This window comes from Micromonospora sp. NPDC005413 (assembly GCF_040606435.1).
Classification (GTDB): domain Bacteria; phylum Actinomycetota; class Actinomycetes; order Mycobacteriales; family Micromonosporaceae; genus Micromonospora.
Window position 1 is genome coordinate 552104 of the sequence record NZ_JBEXEV010000002.1, and the last position, 21051, is coordinate 573154.

Genomic DNA, 21051 nt, shown 5'->3' on the forward strand with positions numbered 1-21051 from the left:
GGCTCGCGTCAGCGGTCGACCTGGGTGAAGTCCCAGGAGTGCGGGGCGCGGGCCACCAGCAGGGCGGGCGGGTCTGGCAGCGGTCGGGGGCTGCTGCGCCACTTGGAGATGACCACCACGCGGTGGTCGGTGGAGGAGAAGACCTCGCTGGAGACGTGCAGCGGGTCGTGCTCCAACTCGGGCAGGGCGGTGTCGCACACCCAGGTGATCAGGTCGGCAACGCCGTACGCCTCGGCGCGCGCCTCCCACATCCGTACGATCATGTCCTCCGCTCCCGTCACACGCTGACCGTGGTCAACGGCAGCGCGGAATCGGCGGGCAGGTCCAGCCGGCTCGGCGCGACCCCCGCGGCGACCAGGTGCGAACCGAGCGCGGCCACCATCGCCCCGTTGTCGGTGCACAACTTCGGCCGGGGCACCCGGACCTGGATGCCGAACTTCTGGGCCCGCTGCTCGGCCAGCACCCGCAGTCGTGAGTTCGCCGCCACTCCGCCTCCGATCACCAGGGTCTCGATCCCGTTCGCGCGGCAGGCGGCGAGCGCCTTGGTGGTCAGCACGTCACAGACCGCCTCCTGGAAGGACGCGGCCACGTCGGCGACCGGCACTGGCTCGCCGGCACGCTCACGCGCCTCTACCCAGCGGGCCACCGCCGTCTTGAGGCCGGAGAACGAGAAGTCGTACCGGTGGGCGGCGAGGTCCTTCGCGGCGGTCAGACCGCGTGGGAAGGCGATCGCGGCGGCGTCGCCGGCCCGGGCCTCCCGGTCGATGGGCGGGCCGCCCGGAAAGGGCAGCCCGAGCAGCCGGGCGACCTTGTCGAACGCCTCGCCGGCCGCGTCGTCGATGGTGGCGCCGAGCGGGGTGACGCCCCGGGCCAGGTCATCGATGAGCAGGAGGGACGAGTGGCCGCCGGACACCAGGAGCGCGATGGCGGGTTCGGGCAGGGGGCCATGCTCCAGGGTGTCCACCGCGACGTGGGCGGCGAGGTGGTTGACGCCGTACACCGGCTTTTCGGCGGCGAGCGCGTACCCCTTGGCGGCGGCGACGCCGACGAGCAGCGCGCCGGCCAACCCGGGGCCGGCGGTGACCGCGATCGCGTCGATGTCGGCCAGGGTGACGCCAGCCTCGGTCAGTGCCCGGTCCATGGTCGGCACGATGGCCTCCAGGTGTGCCCGGCTGGCCACCTCGGGCACCACACCCCCGAACCGGGCGTGCTCCTCGACGCTGGAGGCGAGCGCGTCGGCCAGCAGGGTGTGCCCCCGCACGATGCCGACGCCGGTCTCGTCGCAGGAGGTCTCGATACCCAGGATCAGCGGTTCGTCAGCCATGGTCGTGTGGTCCGTCCCCGGTCGGCTCGGCGTCGCGCCGCATGACCAGCGCGTCGGTGTTGCTCGGTTGGTAGTAGCCGCGCCGCACCGCGATCGGCTCGAACCCGTGGGTTGCGTAGAGCCGCTGGGCGGCGACGTTGTCCACGGCGACTTCCAGCATGGTGCTGCGGGTGTCGCGCCGGGCCGCCTCGGCGAGCAGATCCTCCAGCAGGGCACGGCCTACGCCGCGCCGCTGGGCGTCCCGGCGGACAGCGATGTTCTGCACCCACACCTCGTCCGGCGGAACCCCGGCGAGCCCGGCGTAGCCGAGCACCGAACCGTCCGCGTCGACGGCGACCCGGTAGTGGTGCCCGTTGGCCAACTCGCTCCAGAACATGCCCGGCGACCACTGTTCGGCGCCGAAGAGATCCGCCTCGATCGGCAGCACGTCGTCGATGTGCCACCAGCGGAACGGGTCGAGCCGTACCGCCGTCATGGCAGGACCGGTTTGCGGACGGTCGCCACCACCGCGTCCGGGCGGCGCAGGTAGAGCGGGGTGAGCCGCTCACCGGGCGCGCCAGCCCGGATCCGCTCGGCGGCGAGCAGCGCCAGCACGGTGGCGTCCGGGTAGCGGGGCTCGACCCGAACGGGCAGGTCCAGGATCTCGGCGTACCGGTGCGCCCCGTCGCCGACCGCGATCGTCGCGCCCAACTCCCGGGCGCGTGCGGCGGCCACCGCCGGCGTGGACACCTCCGGCCCGACGATCCGCTGACCGGCGCCGTCGTAGACAGCCCAGTAGAGCTCCTTGCGCCGGGCGTCGCTGGCGGCCAACAACGGCTCGCCGGACGCCGCCGGGTAGCCGATGGCGTCCAGCGAGCAGACACCGTACGTGGGGATGCCGAGCACCTGACCCATCGTCGCGGCGGTGACCAGGCCGACCCGCAGCCCGGTGAACGGCCCCGGGCCGAGCCCGGCGACGATGGCGGTCAGGTCACGCGGGCGCGCGTCGGCATCGGCGAGGACCGCATCCACCTGGGGCGCGAGCAGTTCGCCGTGTGCGCGCGCGTCGACCGTGCACCGGTGCGCCCGGGACACCACGCCGTCCGCCGAGACCTCCACCAGCGCTGCGGTCACCGCGGGAGTCGAGCTGTCCACCACGAGTACGAGCACGGTAAGCCAGCCTAGCCGCCCCGCCGCGACCGCCCGGTCACGCCCCGCCCCACCGCAACCCCGGTCACGCCCCGCGGGCGGGACGTCCCGGCCGAACGCAACATCCTGCAATGAGCGCTATACCTGTGAGTCATAGATATGACTCACAGGTATAGCGCTCATCAGGGAACGGCCGCCCAGCCGCCGAACGCACGCCACCCGCCCTGGTGATCTCGGAAGAGCGCTGGCAAGTCGTGAATCCGCCTCAGCGCTATCCGCCACAGGCGGCCTGGTCCACCATCGCGACATGCCAACCGCGCGCCTCGTCACCTTGCTCGGCACCGCTGTCCGACAGCAACGGCACCTGCGCCAGCTGACCCAATGCGAGCTGGCCGAGTTGGCAGGGGTCAGCCAGGCGGCCGTCACACGGATCGAGCGTGGCGAGCGTGCGCCGAGCATCCCGGTGTTGGAGCGATTGCTCGCCGCCATGGATGTCCAGTTGGTCGTCGGGGTCGAGCCCCTGGACGCGCACCTCGACGCCCGGATCGACGACCTGGCCGCCCGGCCGATCGCCGAGCGGGTCGACGAGCTGGGTCTGAACGGGATGCTGGACCGGCTCGGCGACTTCCCCCAGGTGATCACCGGGAGTACGGCCGCATTGTTGCAGGGCGCGCCGGTGCCGGTCGAGGCACTGGAGATTGCCCTGCGGTGGCAGGATTCCAAACGGTTCACCCGCTGGCTGGAGGCGGCGTACGGCCAGCGGTGGAACGCCCGCTGGGGTGAGTTCGGCGGGGTGTGGTTGGAGCCCGAGGAGCCGGGCGAGCACCGTTGGTCGACCCGGTACGGCGAGGTCAGGGCAACGATGTGCGACGACCTGCCCGAGACGATCGAGGTGCGTCACGGTGGGCGGGGTTACCGGGTGGTGCCGCTGGTCGAGCTGGAGCTGACCGAGCCCCGCGCCGGCGAGCTGTTGCGCCGCTATCGGGACCGACAGCTGGCCAGCGGAGGCTGAACCAGTGCCGGCCGCGCGAGCTGTAGAACCCCGACCGCACGCTCAGCCAGCCGTGCGCTCCCAGTCGATGGTGGGCAGGCCGGCATCGGCGAGCGCCTTGTTGGCCGCGCTGAACGGACGGCTGCCGAGGAAGCCGCGCGGGTTCATCGGGCTGGGGTGGCCGGCCTCCAGGACCACGTGCTGCGGGTTGGTGACCAGGGCGGCCTTCTTGCGGGCGTAGCCACCCCAGAGCAGGAAGACCACCCGGTCCGGCGACGCGTCCAGCGCCCGGATGGTCGCGTCGGTGAACTCCTCCCAGCCGGCGTTGGCGTGCGAGCCCGGGGTGGCCTGACGGACGGTCAGCACCGCGTTGAGCAGCAGCACACCCTGGGCGGCCCAACCGTCGAGGTTGCCGCTGCGCGGCTTGGGGACACCCACGTCCTCGCCCAACTCCTTGAAGACGTTGCGCAACGACGGCGGCACCGTCACACCGTCGCGGACGCTGAAGCTCAGGCCGTGCGCCTGCCCAGCCCGGTGGTAAGGGTCCTGACCGAGGATCAGCACCCGAGTGCCCTGCGGCGGGCAGAGCCGGTATGCCGAGAACAGGTCCTCCAGGGGCGGGAAGACGGTCTGCGTCGCATACTCCCGCGCGACGAATTCGGTCAGCGCGGCGGTGCGAGCCGCATCCAGGTGCGGGGTGAGCACGGCACGCCACTGCTCCGGCAGCAGGGCCAGCAGATCCAGGGCGGGGGCGTCGTCGGGCATCAGGAACCTCTCACACAGCGCGGGTTAGTCACCCGCACTTTAGGCATCGGGTACGACAGCGGCCCGCCGACCTAGCCCAGGTCGGCGAGCCGCCGGGCCCAGTCGCCACCGATCGGGTCCAGCTCGACGATGCGGGTGTCGTCGTCGCGGCGGTCGATGCGGACCCGCAGGTGCGCGTCAACCAACTGCTCCACCAGGCCCTCGCCCCACTCCACCACGGTCACGGACTCGTCCACCGACGCGTCGAGGTCCAGGTCGTCGATCTCGGCGCGGGGATCGGTGGCGTCACCCAACCGGTACGCGTCGGCGTGCACCAGGGCCACCCGGCCGCCCCGGGCCGGATCGGGGCGGTGCACCCGGGCGATCACGAACGTCGGCGAGGTGATGTCCCCGCGGACACCGAGCCCGGCGCCGACGCCCTGGGTGAGCGCCGTCTTTCCGGCACCCAGCGGGCCGGTCAACAGCACCAGGTCGCCTGCTCGCAGCAGCCCAGCCAGGCGGCGACCGAACTCCCGAGTGTCCTCGACGGTCGGCAGCTTGACGACGTGACTCACCGTTCCTCCGGCTCTTCGAGTGTCTTGAGGAACCGCGCCAACGCGGCGTTGACCTCGTCAGCGTGCTCCAGCATCACCACGTGACCGCTGTCCTTGATCTTGACGAACTCCGCGTGCGGCAGCCGCCGGACGATCTCCTCGGAGTGGGTCACCGGGGTGATCATGTCCTTGTCGCCGACCACCACCAGCACCGGCGTCGCGGCCAACGCCGCGAGAGCCGGAAAGCGCGAGTGTGTGGCGAGGGTCCGCAGATAGCGGGTCACCGTGTCGGCCGACGTCCGGGAGTTCATCATCTCCACGTAGGACACCAGTGCCGGGCTGGGCTTACGGGTGCCGAAGCCGTACTTGCGGGTCAGCAGCCAGGCCACGTTCGACGTCGACCTGCGGGCCTTGTCGATCACCGGGCCGCCGTACCGGGTGGCGTTGCTGACCATGTACAGCACCGGGCCGCCGACCCGCCCGAGCAGCGCGGGCGCGACCAGCTTGGTCTCCGCGATGAGCCCGCCCGAGGTGGCCATCAGGACGGTGCCCACCACCCGGTCACCGAACAACTCCGGAAACAGCTCGGCGAACGCCATGATGGTCATGCCACCCATCGAGTGGCCGACCAGCACCAGCGGCCCGTCCGGGGCGGTTCGGTCGATCACCTGGCGCAGCGTCCGGCCGAGCACCGTGAGGTCGTACTCCCCGGTCTCCAGCCGGCCGGACCGACCGTGACCGGGCTGGTCGTACGCCACGATCCGGTAGTCACCCCGCGCGGCGAGCATCTGGCGCTGAAAGTGGAACGTCCCCATGTCCAGGCAGAAGCCGTGCACCAGCACCACCGTGGGGTGCCCCGGCACCGGCCGGGTCGGCTCGACCACCTCGACGTGGATGTCCGTGCCGTCCGGCAGCTCAAGACGGAACGCGTCGTCGTACCGCTGCTCGCCGAACATCTCGTCGGCGTAGCGGTCGGCTGGGTCGGCCTTGAGGCGGCGGACCAGGGTGCGCTCGGTCGCGACGCCGGCCGCCAGGCCCGCCGCGGCCACTCCGACCGCGGCGCCGACGATCCCCGCGACCCGGCCCACCGCGGTCCGCGGACGTGGAATGCGGTAGCTCATGGCCGCTCGCCGTCATAGACCCGAGGCACACGCGTGCTGCCGAACCGGGTGACGATCTCGTAGTTGATCGTGCCGACCGCCTCGGCCCAGTCGTCGGCCGTCGGCTCGCCATCAGCACCGCTGCCGAAGAGCGTCGCCACGTCGCCGTCGGCCACCGGGTCGTCGCCGCAGTCGATCACGAACTGGTCCATGCAGACCCGGCCCGAAATCGTGCGCCGTGCGCCGGCGAGCTGCACCGGACCGGTGTTGGAGGCGTGCCGGGGAACCCCGTCGGCGTACCCGAGCGGCACGACGGCCAGGTTCGCGTCGCTCGGCGTGGTGTAGGCGTGCCCGTAGGAGACGCCGGTGCCGGCGGGCACCCGCTTGGTGAGCATCACCCGGGCGCGCGCGGTCATCGCCGGCCGCAGCCCGTACGTCTCACCGGCAACCGGGGAGAGACCGTAGATGGCCAGACCGGGGCGGACCAGGTCGAAGTGGGTGTCGGGGCGGGTCAGAGTGGCCGCCGAGTTGGCGAGGTGTCGCCAGCGCGGTCGCAGCCCTGCCCGCTCGACCATCGCCAGTCCTTCGTGAAAGACAGCCAGCTGACGGTCGGTGGTGGGGTGGCCCGGCATGTCCGCGTACACGAAGTGGCTCCACACGCCGACCACCTCGACCAGGCCGTCCGCCTGCGCCTTCGCGGCGGCGTCCAGCAGCGCCGGCCAGTCGGCGACGGTCGCCCCACCCCGGGACAGCCCAGTGTCGATCTTCAGGTGCAGGCGGGCGGGACGCTCGGCGAGCCTGCTCGCCTCGATCATCTCGTCCAGCTGGGGCAGGCTGGCCGCTCCCAGGTCCACCCCGGCGCTGACCCCCTCGTGCAGCGGCAGCCCGGGCGCGAGCAGCCAGGCCAGCACCGGCGCGGTCACCCCGGCCCGACGCAGGGTGAGTGCTTCGTCGAGCGTGCAGACACCGAGCCAGTCCGCCCCGGCGTCGAGCGCCGCGCGGGCGGCCGGAAGCATGCCATGGCCGTACCCGTCGCCCTTCACGACCGCCATCAGCTCGGCGCTGGTGCCGGAGCGGAGCCTGCTCACGTTCTCGCGGATCGCGTCAAGATCGACGCGTACCTCGGCCTGCCACATGCGCCCAGCCTACTTTCCGCCGTGATCAGCGCGGGCGGCGACGCACGCCCCCGGCGGGCGATCCGGTCAGCGCACCCGGGATCGACACGATCAGCCCAGCCGGGCGAGCACCGGACGCAGCGCCGTCACCACATCGGGCGCGGTCACCGGGCCGCCCCGGGCCGCCTCCCGGCCGGCGAGCCCGTGCAGGTACGCGGCCGAGGCCGCGGCCCGATCGGCGGGCACCCCGGCCGCCAGCAGCGAGCCGAGCAGCCCGGCCAGCACATCGCCGGTGCCGCCGGTGGCCAGCGCCGGGGTCCCGGTCGGGTTGACGAACGCCCGACCGTCCGGCGTGCCGATCACCGTACGGTCCCCCTTGAGCAGCACCACCGCGTTCATCCAGGCGGCCAGCCGCAGCGCGGAAGCGACCCGGTCGGCGCCGGGCTCCTCCCCGCAGAGTCGGGCGAACTCGCGGTCGTGCGGGGTGACCACAATCGGCGCGTCCCGACCGCGCAGCCGGTCGGCGAGCGAGCCGTCCACCAGCAGGGTCAGCGCGTCAGCGTCGAGCACCACCGGCACCGGGGCGGCCAGCACGGCGCGCAGCTCGGCCGCCGCGTCCTCACCGGTGCCCAGCCCGGAGCCGCAGACCCAGGCCTGCACCCGGCCCGCGTCGGCGACCCGCCCACTGGCGATGACCGAGGGGTGCTGGTGCAGCACCTCGGCACGGGCGCTGCCGGCGTAGCGGACCAGGCCGGTCGGCCCCGCCAGAGCGCCGCCCACGGAGAGCACCGCCGCGCCCGGGTAGGTCGCTGATCCGGTCGACACGCCCACCACACCCCGGCTGTACTTCTCCGACGCCGGGCCCAGCTCCGGCCACCAGTCGACCACGTCGGACCACTCCGTGACCCGTAGCGCCGGGGTGCCTCGCAACCACGGCCGCAGCCCGATGTCGACCAGCTCCACGTGCCCGGCCAGGGCGGCGGCCGGCCCGACCACCAGTGCGGGCTTCAGCGCGCCGAACGCCACCGTCACATCGGCGCGGACCGCGCTTGGCCGGCCGGACGAAGCCAGCGGCACGTGGCCGGTGTCCACCGCAACCCCGCTCGGCAGGTCCACCGCCAGCACGGTGGCACGCTCGCCGTCGCGCCCGCGCAGCTCGCCGAGGCGCTGGACCACCTCGTCCGCGCTCGCCCGCAGCCCACCGGTGCCGCCGATGCCGACGATGCCGTCGAGGACCAGGTCGACCGGGCCGGCCGGTCGTGGCACCAACCGGCCGCCGGCCGCTCTCAGCGCGGCGAGCCCCGCAGCGTGCGCACGCCCGGTGAGGAGCAGGGCGGACACCTGGACACCCCGGCGGGCCAGCCGCTCTCCCGCGTACAGCGCGTCACCGCCGTTGTCGCCGGAGCCGACCAGCAGCAGCACCCGGCCGCCGTAGACCCCGCCCCGCTCGGCGAGCAGCAGCGCGGCCCGACGGGCCAGCCCGGCGGCGGCCCGCTGCATCAGCGTCCCCTCCGGCAGCGTGCCCATCAGCCCCGCCTCGGCCGCCCGTACGTCGGCCACCCGCCACACCGCTCTCATGCCACCGTGTCCCATTCCGCTCGCGGGTGGGGCCGATCGGCCCGCCCGGCCGACGTCATCGTTCCGCGACCACCATCGCCGACGCGATCCCCCCGTCGTGCGACAGCGAGAGATGCCAGTGGTTGACCCCACGTGCGTCGGCTGCCGCCGCGACCGTGCCGGACACGGCCAGCCAGGGGCGGCCATCCGGATCGGGCACGATCTCGCAGTCGTGCCAGCTCAGCCCCGCCGGAGCGCCGAGCGCCTTGGCCACGGCCTCCTTGGCGGCGAACCGGGCGGCGAGCGACTCGGGCGAGCGCGGGTTGCCGGAGCGGGTGGTCCGCTCGGCCTCGGTGAAGAGCCGGTCGGCGAGCAGCGGCGTCCGTGCCAGGGCCCCGGCGAACCGGTCGACCAGGACGACGTCGATGCCGACAGCGACGATCACCACACCACCCTACCGGCGGCCGAGGCCGCAGATTAGCCGTCGAGCCCGCCGTGGGCAACGCCTGTGGACACGCCGGGGTACGGCCCACCGCCGGCTGTCCACAGGGCACTTTGAGGCCTCCCGTCCCCGCCTAACGTCAGCGCGTCGATGCCGATCGTGCACGGGGGTGTGGTCATGACGGATGAGCCGTTGGCGGTCCGGCCGGAGGAGCTGCGGGCGGTCGCCGTCACGCTCGACGACGAGGCGCACCGGCTGGCGCTGGGCCTGGCGGAAGTGCCCGGGTTGCTGGTGGCAGCGCCCGAGTGGCGAGCTGGCGCGGCTCTGGCCGGGCTGGAGGCAGCCGGGCACGCCTGGTTCTGCCGGCTGGCTGCTCAGGTCGCGGCGGCCTCCGCAGGAGTCCGGGCGGCGGCCGAGGCGTACGAGACGGTGGACGACCGGGCCGCCCACCGGTTCGCCGCCCTGCCCCGATGAGCAGTGTCGGCTACCGGCAGCTGTGGGCAGCCGATCCGGGCGGGTGGCGGGCCGCCGGGGCCGCCTGGGCCGGATTGACCGGGTCGCTCGATCGACGCGTCGGCGAGCTGCGCGGGGCCGCCGGGCGGTTGCGGGGCGGCTGGTCCGGTGCGGCGGCCACGGCGGCGGACGCCCGGCTCACCGGTCTGCGTGACGAGCTGACGTCTGTCGCGCCCGCGCTGATCGAGGTCGACCAGGTGCTGGCCGAGTTGGCTGGCCGGCTGACGCTGGCGAAGGGGCGGCTCACCGAGGCGGTCGCTCAGGCCGACGCGGCAGGCCTGGTGGTGGACCGCTCGGGCAGGGTGCACGTCGATCCCGCGCGGGTCCGGCCCACCGAGCGGGCGGGCGTGGCGGCGGCCCGGGTGGCGGCGGCCCTGCGGGACGCGTTCGACGAGGCAGGGGCCGCGGATCGGGTCGCCGCCGACCGGTTGGATGAGCTGGCGCGGGCCGCCGGCTCCGGCTGGGCGTCCCCGCCACCGCCGGGCCGGCCGGCCCCCGGTGCCGCGCCGATGCTGGTCCGCGCCTGGTGGTCCGGGTTGACACCGGCCCAGCGACGGTGGCTCATCGGGCGCGAGCCGACCCTGGTCGGCCTGTTGGACGGGGTGCCGGTGACCGCCCGTGACCAGGCCAACCGGCTGCGGCTGGGCGTTCGGCGCGAGGAGTTGCTGGCTGAGCGGCGACGGTTGCTGGCCCGGGTGCCGCCGGGGCCGCTCGCGGCGGTCCGCCTGCACGGGGTGGCCGGGCGGTTGGCCGGTCTGGACGCGCTGGCCGGGCGGCTGACGTCCGGCGGTGAGCCACGGGCGTACCTGCTCGGGCTGGATCCGGCCGGTGAGGGCCGGGTGGTGGTGGCGCTCGGCGACCCGGACCGCGCCGCGCGGGTGCTGACCTACGTGCCGGGGATGACCGCCGGCCTGGACGACGCCCCGGGCGAGCTGGGCAGAGCGGCGCGAGTGCTGGACAGGTGCGCCGCGCTCGCGCCGGGTGAGCGCAGCGCGGCGGTGCTCTGGTTGGACTACGACGCTCCGGACTTCCTGACCGAGGCCGCCTCGGCTGGCCAGGCCCGGGACGCCGGCCCGACGCTGCACCGCTTTCAGGAGGGGCTGCGGGCCAGCCACGAGGGGCCACCGGCCCGGCAGACCGTGCTCGGGCACAGCTACGGGTCGCTGGTGGTGGGTGTGGCCGCCCGGGAGCACGGGCTGGCCGCCGACGCGCTGGTCTTCGTCGGCTCACCCGGGGTCGGCGCGTCGCACGCCGCCGAGTTGGGCGTGCCACCTGGGGAGGTCTGGGCCAGCAGCGCCCCCGACGACGTGATCCGGGCCGCCCGCCCGGTGGACGAGATGGGCCGGCGAGCCCTGCTCGGGGCTGCTCCGCTGGCCGCCGTGCTGGGCTGGCCCGACCGGACCGGGCACGAGCTGTGGTTCGGTCACGACCCGGCCGATCCCGGGTTCGGCGGTCGGGTCTTCGGCAGTGGTCGAGGCGGGCACACCGGTTACTGGGACCCGGGCAACCCCGCGCTGGACGGGATGGCCCGGGTCGTGCTGGGCCGCTGACGGCCTTACTCGACGGTGACCGACTTCGCCAGGTTGCGGGGCTGGTCCACGTCGTGCCCCCGGGCGGCGGCGATCTCGGCGGCGAGCACCTGCAGCGGCACCGTGGTGACGAGCGGGGCCAGCAGGGTCGGCGTACGCGGCACGTAGATCAGGTGGTCGGCGTACCGGACGACGGCCTCGTCGCCCTCCTCCGCGATCACGATGGTCCGCGCGCCGCGCGCCCGGACCTCCTGGATGTTGGAGACGACCTTGTCGTGCAGCATGCCCCGGCCAACCGGCGAGGGCACCACGCAGATCACCGGGGTGCCCTTGTCGATCAGGGCGATCGGGCCGTGCTTCAGCTCACCGGCTGCGAAGCCCTCGGCGTGCATGTACGCCAACTCCTTGAGCTTCAGCGCGCCCTCCAGGGCCACCGGATAGCCGACGTGCCGACCGATGAACAGCACCGTGGGCTCGGACTTCAGCTCCCGGGCCAGCTCGCGCACGGGCTCGATCCGGCTCAGCAGCTCACGCAGCTTGCCCGGTATCTCCTGCAACTGCGCGACCACCGCGCCCACCTCGTCGGCGAACTTGATCCCGCGCACCTGGGCGAGGTGCAGGCCGATCAGATAGCAGGCGACGACCTGGGTGAGGAACGCCTTGGTGGACGCGACGGCGATCTCCGGCCCGCCGTGGGTGTAGAGCACGGCGTCGGACTCACGGGGAATGGTCGAGCCGTTGGTGTTGCAGATCGCCAGCACCCGGGCCTTCTGGTCCTTGGCGTGGCGCAGCGCCATCAGGGTGTCCATCGTCTCGCCGGACTGCGAGATCACCACGATCAGCGTGGACCGGTCGAGCACCGGGTCGCGGTAACGGAACTCGCTGGCCAGCTCCACCTCGCACGGGATCCGCGTCCAGTGCTCGATGGCGTACTTGGCGACCATGCCGGCGTGGTACGCCGTGCCGCAGGCCACGATGAAGATCTTGTCGACGTCGCGCAGATCCTGGTCGCTGAGGCGGACCTCGTCGAGGGCGATCTCACCGCTTTCGGTGAGCCGGCCGAGCAGCGTGTCGGCGATGGCCTGCGGCTGCTCCTCGATCTCCTTGAGCATGAACCAGTCGTAGCCGCCCTTCTCCGCGGCCGAGGAATCCCAGTCGATGTGGAAGTCCTTGCCGGCGGCGGGCTGACCGTCGAAGTCGGTGATCTCGATGCTGTCGCCGGTAATCAGGACGATCTGGTCCTGGCCCAGCTCGACCGCTTCCCGGGTGTGCTCGATGAACGCGGCCACGTCGCTGGCCAGGTAGTTTTCCCCGTCGCCACGGCCAACGACCAGCGGCGAGTTGCGCCGGGCACCGACGACCGCACCGGGCACCGAGGCGTCCACCGCGAGCAGGGTGAAGGCGCCCTCCAGCCGCTGGCAGACCACCCGCATGCCGGCGGCGAGCAGCTGCGGGCCGTCCGGCTGGCCGGCTGCGCGCAGGTCGGCCAGCGCGGCGGAGAGCAGGTGCGCGGCGCACTCGGTGTCGGTGTCGCTGGTGAACTGGACGCCGTCGGCCTCCAGCTCCGTACGAAGCTTGGCGAAGTTTTCGATGATGCCGTTGTGGATCACCGCGACCCGTCCGTCGGGGGCGACGTGCGGGTGGGCGTTGCGGTCGGTCGGGCCGCCGTGGGTGGCCCACCGGGTGTGCCCGATGCCGGTGGTGCCGTCACCGATGCCGATCGGGCTGGCCGCGCAGGAGGTCGGGTGGTCGGCGGCCCGCTCGGACAGCACCTTCTCCAGGTTGGCCAGCTTGCCGGCCTTCTTCTCGGTCAGGAGCTGGTCGTCGCAGACGATGGCGACGCCCGCCGAGTCGTAGCCGCGGTATTCCAGCCGCCGCAGCCCGTCGAGGACGATGCCGAGTGCGGGGCGCGCGCCCGCGTATCCCACGATTCCACACATGGCCCGCAGCCTAACCCAGTTTCGCACACGGTGGGTGCTCGAAAGCCGGGTTATCAATCACGGAATCTGAGCGATCGGTGGTTGACAGGTCACAACGGGACGAGCTGACAGGCTCGCTCGTGTCCGTCTCGGGACGACGGGGTTGCGGCGGGCCTTTGCGTACGACAGTCTCTCGGCGGGCTCGGCGCGCACGTCCGTCCCATACCCACTCCCACCCGGAGCAGCCATGTCCGACGCGCCCCCGCCCGACCCGTCCCCCTCCCCACCACCGGACCCACCATCCTCACCACCGCCGGATCCGACGGCGCCGCCCTCCTCGGCTCCGATCCCGGCGACCGACCCGCTGGCCCCGGGTCAGCCGTGGGCACCGCCTGCCCCGTGGACGCCGACCCCGTGGACGCCGACCTCGCCGGCCACGCCGTGGGCGCCGTCCCCGCCCGCGACCCAGTGGACGCCCCAACCGCCCGCAGCGCCATGGACGCCCGAACCGCCGGCGACCCCGTGGGCGCCGTCCCCGCCCGACGCCTCGGGCCCGCCGCCCGCCGGATCGCCGCCGCCAGCAGGGTGGCCCACGCCCGCCGGACAGCCGCCGCCCGCCGGATGGCCCACGCCCGCCGGATGGCCGCCGCCCGGCTATCCGCCGCCGTACGCCTACCCCGGGTATCCGCAGGTCAGCGGCAGCCCGGCCACGGGCAGCGGCCGGGTCGTCGGGATCGTCGTCGCGGTCTTCGTGGTGCTGGTCCTGGCCATCTGCGGCTGCCTCTGCGGGGGCAACTTCCTGCTCAATGCGTCCGCTCCGGACCCGATCGCCGGAGACCCGTGGGTCGTCCCCGACGACGACGGCTGGACCGCGCCCGCCGCCCCGCCGCCGACCGTGGCGCCATCCACCCCCACCAAGCAGCCGATCACCCGACCAACTTCGGGGCCGGCCCCGGTGACGGTGCTCTACGAGGTCAGCGGAAACGGGCGGGCCAACATCGCCTACTTCGACGCCGAGAGTGACCTCATCCACGTCGACGGCACGACGCTGCCCTGGCGCACCACCATCCGGACCAACGGCCACAGCCGGGTCATGGTGGAGGCCAGATGGGCCGACGATGAGGGTGAGAGACCACTCGACTGCACCGTCACGGTCACCGGCGCCGGCAAGCCGGTCGTCAATACCACTCGGGGGACCTGGGCTACCAGTTGCACGCCCGAGTGAGGCTGGGGTTCGGCCGGGGGCACCCGTAGGCTGGCGCAGGTGACGACGAGCACCGATGTCGACCCGCTGGTGGCCCGGATGCGGCCGTTCGGCACGACGATCTTCGCCGAGATGTCCGCCCTCGCCGTGCGGACCGGCGCGGTCAACCTCGGCCAGGGCTTCCCCGACACCGACGGGCCACCGGAGATGCTGGCTGCCGCCGCCGAGGCCCTGCGCGGCGGGCAGAACCAGTACCCGCCCGGGCCGGGGATCCCCGCCCTGCGCGCGGCGGTCGCGGCCCATCAGCAACGGTTCCACGAGCTGGCGTACGACCCGGACGGCGAGATCGTGATCACCGCGGGCGCGACCGAGGCGATCGCGGCGAGCATCCTCGCCCTCTGCGAACCGGGTGACGAGGTGGTCTGCTTCGAGCCGTACTACGACTCGTACGCCGCCTCGATCGCACTGGCCGGCGCAGTCCGGCGGCCGGTGACCCTGCGCCCCGCCGCCGACGGTCGATACGCCTTCGACCCGGCGGCGCTGCGCGCGGCGTTCGGGCCGCGCACCCGGCTGGTGCTGCTCAACTCGCCACACAACCCGACCGGCAAGGTCTTCATCCCGGCCGAGCTGGCGCTGGTCGCCGAGCTGTGCCAGGAGCACGGCACGTACGCGGTCACCGACGAGGTGTACGAGCATCTGGTCTTCACCGACGCGGCGAGCCCACACGTGCCACTGGCCACCCTGCCGGGGATGTGGGAGCGGACGCTGCGCATCTCGTCGGCCGGCAAGACGTTCTCCTGCACGGGTTGGAAGGTCGGCTGGGTGAGCGGCCCGGCGGCGCTGGTCTCGGCGGTGCTGCGGGTGAAGCAGTTCCTCACCTTCGCCAACGCCGCGCCACTGCAACCGGCGGTCGCCGTGGCGCTGGCCCTGCCGGACCACTACTACACCGGCTTCCGCGACGGGCTCCAGCAGCGACGCGACCAACTCGTCGGTGGTCTCACCGACGCCGGGTTCGAGGTGCTCAGCCCGGAGGGAACCTACTTCGTGACCGCCGACGTCACCGCCCTGGGCGGGCGGGACGGGGTGGAGTTCTGCCGCTCACTGCCGGAGCGCTGCGGCGTGGTGGCGGTGCCCACCCAGGTCTTCTACGACGACGTCGACGCGGGCCGGCGGCTGATCCGCTTCGCCTTCTGCAAGCGCCCCGAGGTGCTGACCGAGGCGGTCACCCGGCTGCGCACTCTGACCCCGACCGCCTAACCCGCCCCCCGCCCCCTCCCGCCCCTGCCCCGCCCCCGCCCCCGTTGATCTAGGGCATATCGTCGCGAGTTGATCTCCGATCACAGCGATTTGCCCTAGATCAACGGGGCGAGCGGGGCGGGGGCACGGCGGGGCGGGGCGGGGCGGGGGCGGGGGGTACGGCGGGGGCGGGGGGTTAGGGCTTTGGGGGGGTGGCGGTGCGGACCAGTGCGGCGATCCGCTCGGCTACCTCGCGGGCGGTCGCCTCGGTGGCTGCCTCGACCATCACGCGGACCAGCGGCTCGGTGCCTGACGGGCGTAGCAGCACCCGACCGGTCTCGCCCAGCTCCGCCTCGGCTCGCTCGACCTCGGCGCGCACGGCTGGCGCGTTGGCTCCGATGGTCCGGTCGCCGACCGGGACGTTGATCAGCACCTGGGGCAGCTTGGTGACCACCGAGGCCAACTCGGCGAGGGTCTGGCCGGTGGCCGCCATCCGGGCCATCAGGTGCAGGCCGGTGAGCACCCCGTCGCCGGTGGTGGCGTGGGCGGGCATGACGATGTGGCCGCTCTGCTCGCCGCCGAGGGCCAGGCCGGAGGCGCGCAGAGCCTCCAGGACGTACCGGTCGCCGACCTTGGTCTCGATCAGCCGGATGCCCTGCGCGGACATGGCCAGCCGCAGGCCGAGGTTGCTCATCACGGTCGCGACCAGGGTGTCCTGGGTGAGGGTGCCGGCATCCCGCATGGCCAGCGCGAGGATCGCCATCACCTGGTCGCCGTCGACCTCGTCACCGTCGGCGGTGACCGCCACGATGCGGTCGGCGTCGCCGTCGTGGGCGATGCCCAGGTGGGCGCCGTGTTCCACGACGGCCTCGCGCAGCGCCTCGATGTGGTTGGAGCCGCACTCGTCGTTGATGTTCAAGCCGTCCGGCTCGGCGTGGATCGCGACGACCTCGGCGCCGGCTTCCCGGTAGGCGACCGGGGCGACCTCGGAGGCGGCGCCGTTGGCGCAGTCGACCACGACCTTGATCCCGTCGAGCCGGTGCGGCACGGCACCGACCAGGTGCTGGACGTAGTGGTCCGCGCCGTCGAGCAGGTCGTGCACACGGCCGATGCCGGCGCCGATCGGCCGGTCCCAGGCGGTCGTGGCGTTCGTCTCGACAGCCGCCTCGATCTGCAACTCGATCTCGTCGGGCAACTTGTGCCCGCCGGCGGCGAAGAGCTTGATGCCGTTGTCCGGCATCGGGTTGTGCGACGCGGAGAGCACCACACCGAGGTCGGCCTTGGCCTCTGCGGTGAGGTACGCCACCGCGGGGGTGGGCAGGACGCCCACCCGCACCACGTTGGCGCCGGCGCTGGTCAGCCCAGCCACCACGGCCGCCTCCAGCATCTCGCCGCTGGCCCGGGTGTCCCGGCCGACCACGGCGAGCGGCGGATGGCTGCGATCCGTCTCGGCGAGCGTGTGCGCGGCGGCCACGGCCAGCGCGAGCGCCAGCTCGGGCGTGAGATCCGCGTTTGCCCGCCCGCGTACGCCGTCCGTGCCGAACAACCGACCCATACTCGCCAACCTCCGATGCGCACTGCCGATGAGGAGAAAGCGAAACGGCCGGCCACCTCCCCGATCGAGGGGAGGCGGACCGGCCGTCCGTCAGAAGTACAACGCGCTGGTGAAGATCAGCGCTTCGAGTACTGAGGAGCCTTACGGGCCTTCTTGAGGCCGTACTTCTTGCTCTCCTTGACCCGGGCGTCCCGGGTGAGGAAGCCGGCCTTCTTCAGGGCCGGGCGGTCATCGGGATCATTGATGATCAGTGCCCGGGCGATGCCCAGCCGGAGCGCACCGGCCTGGCCGGTGGTGCCGCCGCCACGCAGGTTGGCGATGACGTCGAACATCTCGGGCTTCTCGGCGGTCACCAGCGGGTCCTTGATCAGCTGCTGGTGCACCTTGCTCGGGAAGTACGCCTCGAGGTCCTGGCCGTTGCAGGTGATCTTGCCGGTGCCCGGCACGATACGGACCCGGACGATGGCTTCCTTGCGCCGACCCACGGTCTGGATCGGGCGGTCACCACGCGGCGCGCGGGCGACGGGCGCCGGCGCCTCGGTGACCTCCGGAGCCTCGGTGGCCTCGGGAGCGACGGGGGCGACCTCGGTCTCGGTGATGTCGGTCATGCTGCTTCCTTCGCCCGCGCTCACTGCGCGATCTGCTTGATCTCGAACGGCACCGGCTGCTGCGCGAGGTGCGGGTGCTCGGCACCGGCGTAGACCTTCAGCTTCTTGATCAGCTGACGGCCGAGCTTGTTGTGCGGGAGCATCCCCTTCACAGCCATCTCGATGGCCCGCTCCGGGCGCTTGGTCAGCAGCTCGTCGTAGCCGATCTGCTTAAGACCACCCGGGTAACCGGAGTGGCGGTAAGCGACCTTGGTCTGGCGCTTGTTGCCGGTCAACGCAACCTTGCCCGCGTTCACGATGACGACAAAGTCGCCCGTGTCGACGTGCGGCGCGAAAGTCGGCTTGTGCTTACCACGCAGCAACGTGGCGGCGTGGGTGGCCAGGCGGCCCAGCACGACATCAGAGGCGTCGATGACGTGCCACTGACGCTCGATCTCACCCGGCTTCGGGCTGTACGTACGCACAGGTCTACCTTGTCTCGTCGTCGGTCTGGGGTCGCGCGCCGAGGTGACCAGATCTTGCAGGCCGGACCAGCGCGCACGAACGACCAAGCGTACCTGATAGGGCACGCCTCTGGATGTCGTACAACAGCAGGCAACGATACCCGGCGCCCCGTCCGCAGGTCAAAACGGGGGTACGGTCCAGCGCGGCGACGCGCCGGGCGTGGCACAGCTCACACGCCGGCGAGTCGTTCGGCCCGCGGGCGACGGTAGACGACCCAGGTGACGGCGAAACACAACGCGTACCAGCCGATGAAGGCCAGGTAGGCCGCGTCGGCGTTGCCGGAGCCGAGGAACGACTGGCGGAACGCGATGTTGACCAGCACCCCGCCGAAGGCGCCGATCGCACCCGCGATGCCGATCAACGCGCCGGTCATGCGCCGCGCCCAACGCGCGGCGGCCTCCGGGTCGCGGCGGCCGTCGGCCACCGCGTCCGCGGCTCGGGCCCGGAAGATCGCCGGGATCATCTTGTACGTGGAGCCGTTGCCGATGCCGGAGAAGACGAAGAGGACGAGAAACCCGGCCAGGTAGAGCCCGAACGAGCGCTCCCGGGCCGCGTACAGCACGACGCACGCGCCGGCCGCCATCGCCACGAAGTTCCAGAAGGTCACCCGGGCCCCGCCCAACCGGTCGGCGAGGTGCCCGCCCAGCGGCCGGATCAGCGAGCCGACCAGCGGGCCGAGGAAGGTCAGCCAGGCAGCGTCGACCGGGGTGGGGAACCGCTCGGCGAACTGGAGCTGGAGCACCTGGCCGAAGGCGAAACCGAACCCGATGAACGAGCCGAAGGTGCCGATGTAGAGCAGCGACATGGCCCAGGTGTGCGGGTCGCGGGCTGCCTCGCGCAGCGCGCCCGGCTCGTTGCGCGCCCCGGGCACGGTGTCCAACCAACGGGCCGCCGCCAGCGCGGCCAGCACGATCAGCGGCAGGTAGACCGCCGGCACCAGCCGGGGGTACGCGGCCCCGGCGGTCGCGAGGACCGCCAGCCCGACCAACTGCACCGCGGGTACGCCCAGGTTGCCGCCGCCCGCGTTGAGCCCGAGCGCCCGGCCCTTGAGCCGAGACGGGTAGAAGAGGTTGATGTTCGCCATGGAGGAAGCGAAGTTGCCCCCACCGACCCCGGTGAGGCAGGCGAGCACCATCAGCGTGGAGTAGGACACCCCGGGTTCCAGCAGCACCGTCATCGGCACCGTGGGCACCAGCAGCAGCAGGGCGCTGATGATCGTCCAGCGCCGCCCGCCGAAGCGGGCCACCGCCAGCGTGTACGGCAGCCTCAGCACCGCACCCAGTGCGGCCGGTACGGCGGTGAGCAGGAACTTACCGGCCGGATCGATGCCGTACGCGGGGCCGAGGAAGAGCACGGTGACCGACCAGAGGCTCCACACGGAGAAGCCGACGTGCTCGGCGAAGATCGAGACCCAGAGGTTGCGCCGGGCGATGGGCGCGCCCGTTGCCTGCCAGAAGTCGGGATCCTCGGGGCGCCAGTCGTCGAGCCGACGCCCACGCCCGGTGGCGGCCGACGGCCCGGCGGTGACTGGGGTGCTGGTGAGCGTGCTCACGGCGGCTCCTTCTCGTCGATGTGACGAGGGAAACGCTAGGAACGCCGGGTTACCTGGCAGTGCCCGTCGCGGGTCGGCCCGGAAACGGGGACCGCACCACGGGCCGGCGGCGATGGTGAGCGCGCCGCCCCGCCCCCGGTCAGAGCTGCTGGAGGATGCGCAGCGCGCGGCCGACCCGGAGCATGGTGTCGGTGTCGGCGACGTCCACGCAGTCGGTGAACCATTTCTTCATCGGCGAGGAGATGCGGTCGGGCATCACCACGTACCGGCCCATCGCCACGGCGAGCGGCGAGTCGCGCAGCAGCGACTCCTCGACAACCTCGACCACGATCACGATGGGCACGTCGGTGGAGTTGTAGACGTCTGAGCTGATCACGAGCCCGAGGCGTTCCCGGGCGCCCTCGATGCGCCAGACCTCTCCCCTACGCAGCACGCGGCCGTCCGCCGGAGAGCAGGTCGTTGACCATGCCCACCTCGCGGGCGTCGGCGAGGGCGGCGGACTCCAGGTCCAGACCGGCACGGCCCACGGCGGCGGCGTGGGCGGTGAAGACCTCGCGCAGCGCCTTCTCCCGGGCGGCCTGGTCCATCCACGCCGAGAGCGACAGGCCCTCGCGTTTGGCGAACCGCCGGGCCTCCTCGATTGTCTCGTCGGTGAACGACAGAGTCACCTTGGCAGTCATGCCGCTGAGACTACCCATCGGTATGACCGTCAGTCATCCACGCTTCCGCCGGCTCGCCCTCCGGCGTCGAAACGCACATTCCGGCGGTCTTCAACGGGCCCGCCCACCGAACACCGCGAAGCGCCAATCCTTGAAATAGCAGTCGACGTCGGTCAGGCCCGCCTCGGTGAGCCAGCGGCACTGGTCGCCGACGGTCGCCGGCCGGTCGTGCCGCATCCGCTCCCGGGCCGCCGCGATCTCCTCCGGGGGCGAGCCGAGCTCGGTGATCCGCGCCGTCCACACCTCGTCGTAGCGCCGGTCCAGCGCCGGTGTCGGGCCGGCGACCTGCTCGGCGTTGACGAACACCCCGCCGGGCGCCAGCGCGGCGGCGGCCCTCCGGTAGAGCGCCTGCTTATCGGCGTCGTCCAGGTGGTGGATCGCCAGCGCGCTGACAACCGCGTCGTACCGGCCGGCCGACAGCGGGTCGGCCAGGTCGGCCCGGATCGTCCGGTGCGGCACGGACCGGGCGTCCAACTGCTCGGTGGCGCGGGCGAGCATCGCCGGCGCCGCGTCCACCAGGGTCAGCCGCACCCCCGGCACCGCGGCGGAGAGCAGCAGCGAGAGCAGGCCGGTGCCCGCGCCCAGGTCCAACACCTCGGGGGTACGACCGGCAGCCAGCGCGGCGCGCAGCGGTGGCGCGGCCACCTCGACCGCCGCGCCGTAGAAGGCGTCGAAGCAGGGCACCAGCCGTCGGCGGGCCTCGTCGTAGGTGCCGGCCACCGCGTCGAAGGCGTCCGCGACAGTCATCGCAACTCCC

General features: G+C 72.8%; 23 protein-coding genes. 5 read left to right on the forward strand and 18 right to left on the reverse strand.

What is annotated here, in order from left to right; translation table 11 throughout:
* Positions 1-8: 8 nt before the first annotated feature.
* The 4 genes from ABZS37_RS05330 to tsaB are packed head-to-tail and all read right to left on the reverse strand — an operon-like array spanning position 9 to position 2473.
* Entirely contained in the window at positions 9-263 is a 255-nt protein-coding gene (locus ABZS37_RS05330; protein WP_039906914.1) for a hypothetical protein, read from the reverse strand.
* A gap of 14 nt (positions 264-277) precedes the next feature.
* Positions 278-1324: a tRNA (adenosine(37)-N6)-threonylcarbamoyltransferase complex transferase subunit TsaD gene (tsaD, locus tag ABZS37_RS05335; protein WP_355165743.1), complete on the reverse strand. Its 1047-nt coding sequence runs from the start codon at positions 1322-1324 to the stop codon at positions 278-280.
* Complete coding sequence (rimI, locus tag ABZS37_RS05340; protein ID WP_355165745.1) at positions 1317-1799, reverse strand: ribosomal protein S18-alanine N-acetyltransferase; 483 nt, start codon at positions 1797-1799, stop codon at positions 1317-1319. The genes tsaD and rimI overlap by 8 nt, the downstream gene beginning before the upstream one ends.
* Positions 1796-2473: a tRNA (adenosine(37)-N6)-threonylcarbamoyltransferase complex dimerization subunit type 1 TsaB gene (gene tsaB / locus ABZS37_RS05345; RefSeq protein WP_355165747.1), complete on the reverse strand. Its 678-nt coding sequence runs from the start codon at positions 2471-2473 to the stop codon at positions 1796-1798. The genes rimI and tsaB overlap by 4 nt, the downstream gene beginning before the upstream one ends.
* 286 nt (positions 2474-2759) lie before the next feature.
* On the opposite strand from tsaB, the gene ABZS37_RS05350 reads away from it, so the two are divergent.
* Positions 2760-3464 carry a helix-turn-helix transcriptional regulator gene (locus tag ABZS37_RS05350; RefSeq protein WP_355165749.1) on the forward strand — a complete coding sequence of 235 codons (705 nt, stop codon included), beginning with the start codon at positions 2760-2762 and terminating at the stop codon, positions 3462-3464.
* Between the two features lie 42 nt (positions 3465-3506).
* On the opposite strand, the gene ung is transcribed toward ABZS37_RS05350, so the two are convergent.
* The 6 genes from ung to ABZS37_RS05380 form a co-directional block, all read right to left on the reverse strand.
* Entirely contained in the window at positions 3507-4208 is a 702-nt protein-coding gene (gene ung / locus ABZS37_RS05355) for a uracil-DNA glycosylase (RefSeq protein ID WP_355165751.1), read from the reverse strand.
* A gap of 71 nt (positions 4209-4279) precedes the next feature.
* Positions 4280-4762, reverse strand: a complete 483-nt coding sequence (gene tsaE / locus ABZS37_RS05360; RefSeq protein WP_354995074.1) for a tRNA (adenosine(37)-N6)-threonylcarbamoyltransferase complex ATPase subunit type 1 TsaE — start codon at positions 4760-4762, stop codon at positions 4280-4282.
* Entirely contained in the window at positions 4759-5862 is a 1104-nt protein-coding gene (locus tag ABZS37_RS05365) for an alpha/beta hydrolase (protein ID WP_355165753.1), read from the reverse strand. The genes tsaE and ABZS37_RS05365 overlap by 4 nt, the downstream gene beginning before the upstream one ends.
* Positions 5859-6977, reverse strand: a complete 1119-nt coding sequence (gene alr / locus ABZS37_RS05370; RefSeq protein WP_354995072.1) for an alanine racemase — start codon at positions 6975-6977, stop codon at positions 5859-5861. The genes ABZS37_RS05365 and alr overlap by 4 nt, the downstream gene beginning before the upstream one ends.
* 90 nt (positions 6978-7067) lie before the next feature.
* Positions 7068-8534 carry an NAD(P)H-hydrate dehydratase gene (locus ABZS37_RS05375; protein ID WP_355165755.1) on the reverse strand — a complete coding sequence of 489 codons (1467 nt, stop codon included), beginning with the start codon at positions 8532-8534 and terminating at the stop codon, positions 7068-7070.
* Positions 8535-8589: 55 nt separating this feature from the next.
* Entirely contained in the window at positions 8590-8958 is a 369-nt protein-coding gene (locus ABZS37_RS05380; RefSeq protein ID WP_354995070.1) for a holo-ACP synthase, read from the reverse strand.
* A gap of 174 nt (positions 8959-9132) precedes the next feature.
* Between ABZS37_RS05380 and ABZS37_RS05385 the strand changes: the two genes are divergently transcribed.
* The gene (locus ABZS37_RS05385; RefSeq protein ID WP_355165757.1) at positions 9133-9429 is read left to right on the forward strand and encodes a hypothetical protein; all 297 of its coding nucleotides are present in this window, start codon (positions 9133-9135) and stop codon (positions 9427-9429) included.
* Complete coding sequence (locus tag ABZS37_RS05390) at positions 9426-11018, forward strand: alpha/beta hydrolase (RefSeq protein ID WP_355165759.1); 1593 nt, start codon at positions 9426-9428, stop codon at positions 11016-11018. The genes ABZS37_RS05385 and ABZS37_RS05390 overlap by 4 nt, the downstream gene beginning before the upstream one ends.
* Positions 11019-11023: 5 nt before the next feature.
* Here ABZS37_RS05390 and glmS read toward each other — a convergent pair whose 3' ends face one another.
* On the reverse strand, positions 11024-12937 hold the full coding sequence (glmS, locus tag ABZS37_RS05395; RefSeq protein WP_355165761.1) for a glutamine--fructose-6-phosphate transaminase (isomerizing): 1914 nt from the start codon (positions 12935-12937) through the stop codon (positions 11024-11026).
* A gap of 226 nt (positions 12938-13163) precedes the next feature.
* Between glmS and ABZS37_RS05400 the strand changes: the two genes are divergently transcribed.
* On the forward strand, positions 13164-14141 hold the full coding sequence (locus tag ABZS37_RS05400; protein ID WP_355165763.1) for an MmpS family transport accessory protein: 978 nt from the start codon (positions 13164-13166) through the stop codon (positions 14139-14141).
* Between the two features lie 39 nt (positions 14142-14180).
* A complete protein-coding gene (locus ABZS37_RS05405; protein ID WP_355165765.1) occupies positions 14181-15377 on the forward strand; it encodes a pyridoxal phosphate-dependent aminotransferase in 1197 nt (398 codons plus the stop codon).
* Between the two features lie 175 nt (positions 15378-15552).
* On the opposite strand, the gene glmM is transcribed toward ABZS37_RS05405, so the two are convergent.
* From glmM to ABZS37_RS05440, 7 genes are all read right to left on the reverse strand, one after another.
* Entirely contained in the window at positions 15553-16911 is a 1359-nt protein-coding gene (glmM, locus tag ABZS37_RS05410) for a phosphoglucosamine mutase (RefSeq protein ID WP_355165767.1), read from the reverse strand.
* A gap of 116 nt (positions 16912-17027) precedes the next feature.
* On the reverse strand, positions 17028-17519 hold the full coding sequence (gene rpsI, locus ABZS37_RS05415; RefSeq protein ID WP_354995063.1) for a 30S ribosomal protein S9: 492 nt from the start codon (positions 17517-17519) through the stop codon (positions 17028-17030).
* 20 nt (positions 17520-17539) lie between these two features.
* Positions 17540-17983 (reverse strand): 50S ribosomal protein L13, encoded by a 444-nt coding sequence (gene rplM, locus ABZS37_RS05420; RefSeq protein WP_355165769.1) that lies wholly within the window; start codon positions 17981-17983, stop codon positions 17540-17542.
* Between the two features lie 209 nt (positions 17984-18192).
* Entirely contained in the window at positions 18193-19575 is a 1383-nt protein-coding gene (locus tag ABZS37_RS05425) for a nitrate/nitrite transporter (protein WP_355165771.1), read from the reverse strand.
* 139 nt (positions 19576-19714) lie between these two features.
* Positions 19715-20008 (reverse strand): hypothetical protein, encoded by a 294-nt coding sequence (locus ABZS37_RS05430; RefSeq protein WP_354823974.1) that lies wholly within the window; start codon positions 20006-20008, stop codon positions 19715-19717.
* Positions 19998-20255: a DUF6364 family protein gene (locus ABZS37_RS05435; protein WP_088950199.1), complete on the reverse strand. Its 258-nt coding sequence runs from the start codon at positions 20253-20255 to the stop codon at positions 19998-20000. Before ABZS37_RS05435 ends, ABZS37_RS05430 begins: the two co-directional genes overlap by 11 nt.
* A gap of 90 nt (positions 20256-20345) precedes the next feature.
* Positions 20346-21041 carry a class I SAM-dependent methyltransferase gene (locus ABZS37_RS05440; protein WP_355165773.1) on the reverse strand — a complete coding sequence of 232 codons (696 nt, stop codon included), beginning with the start codon at positions 21039-21041 and terminating at the stop codon, positions 20346-20348.
* Between the last annotated feature and the right edge of the window lie 10 nt (positions 21042-21051).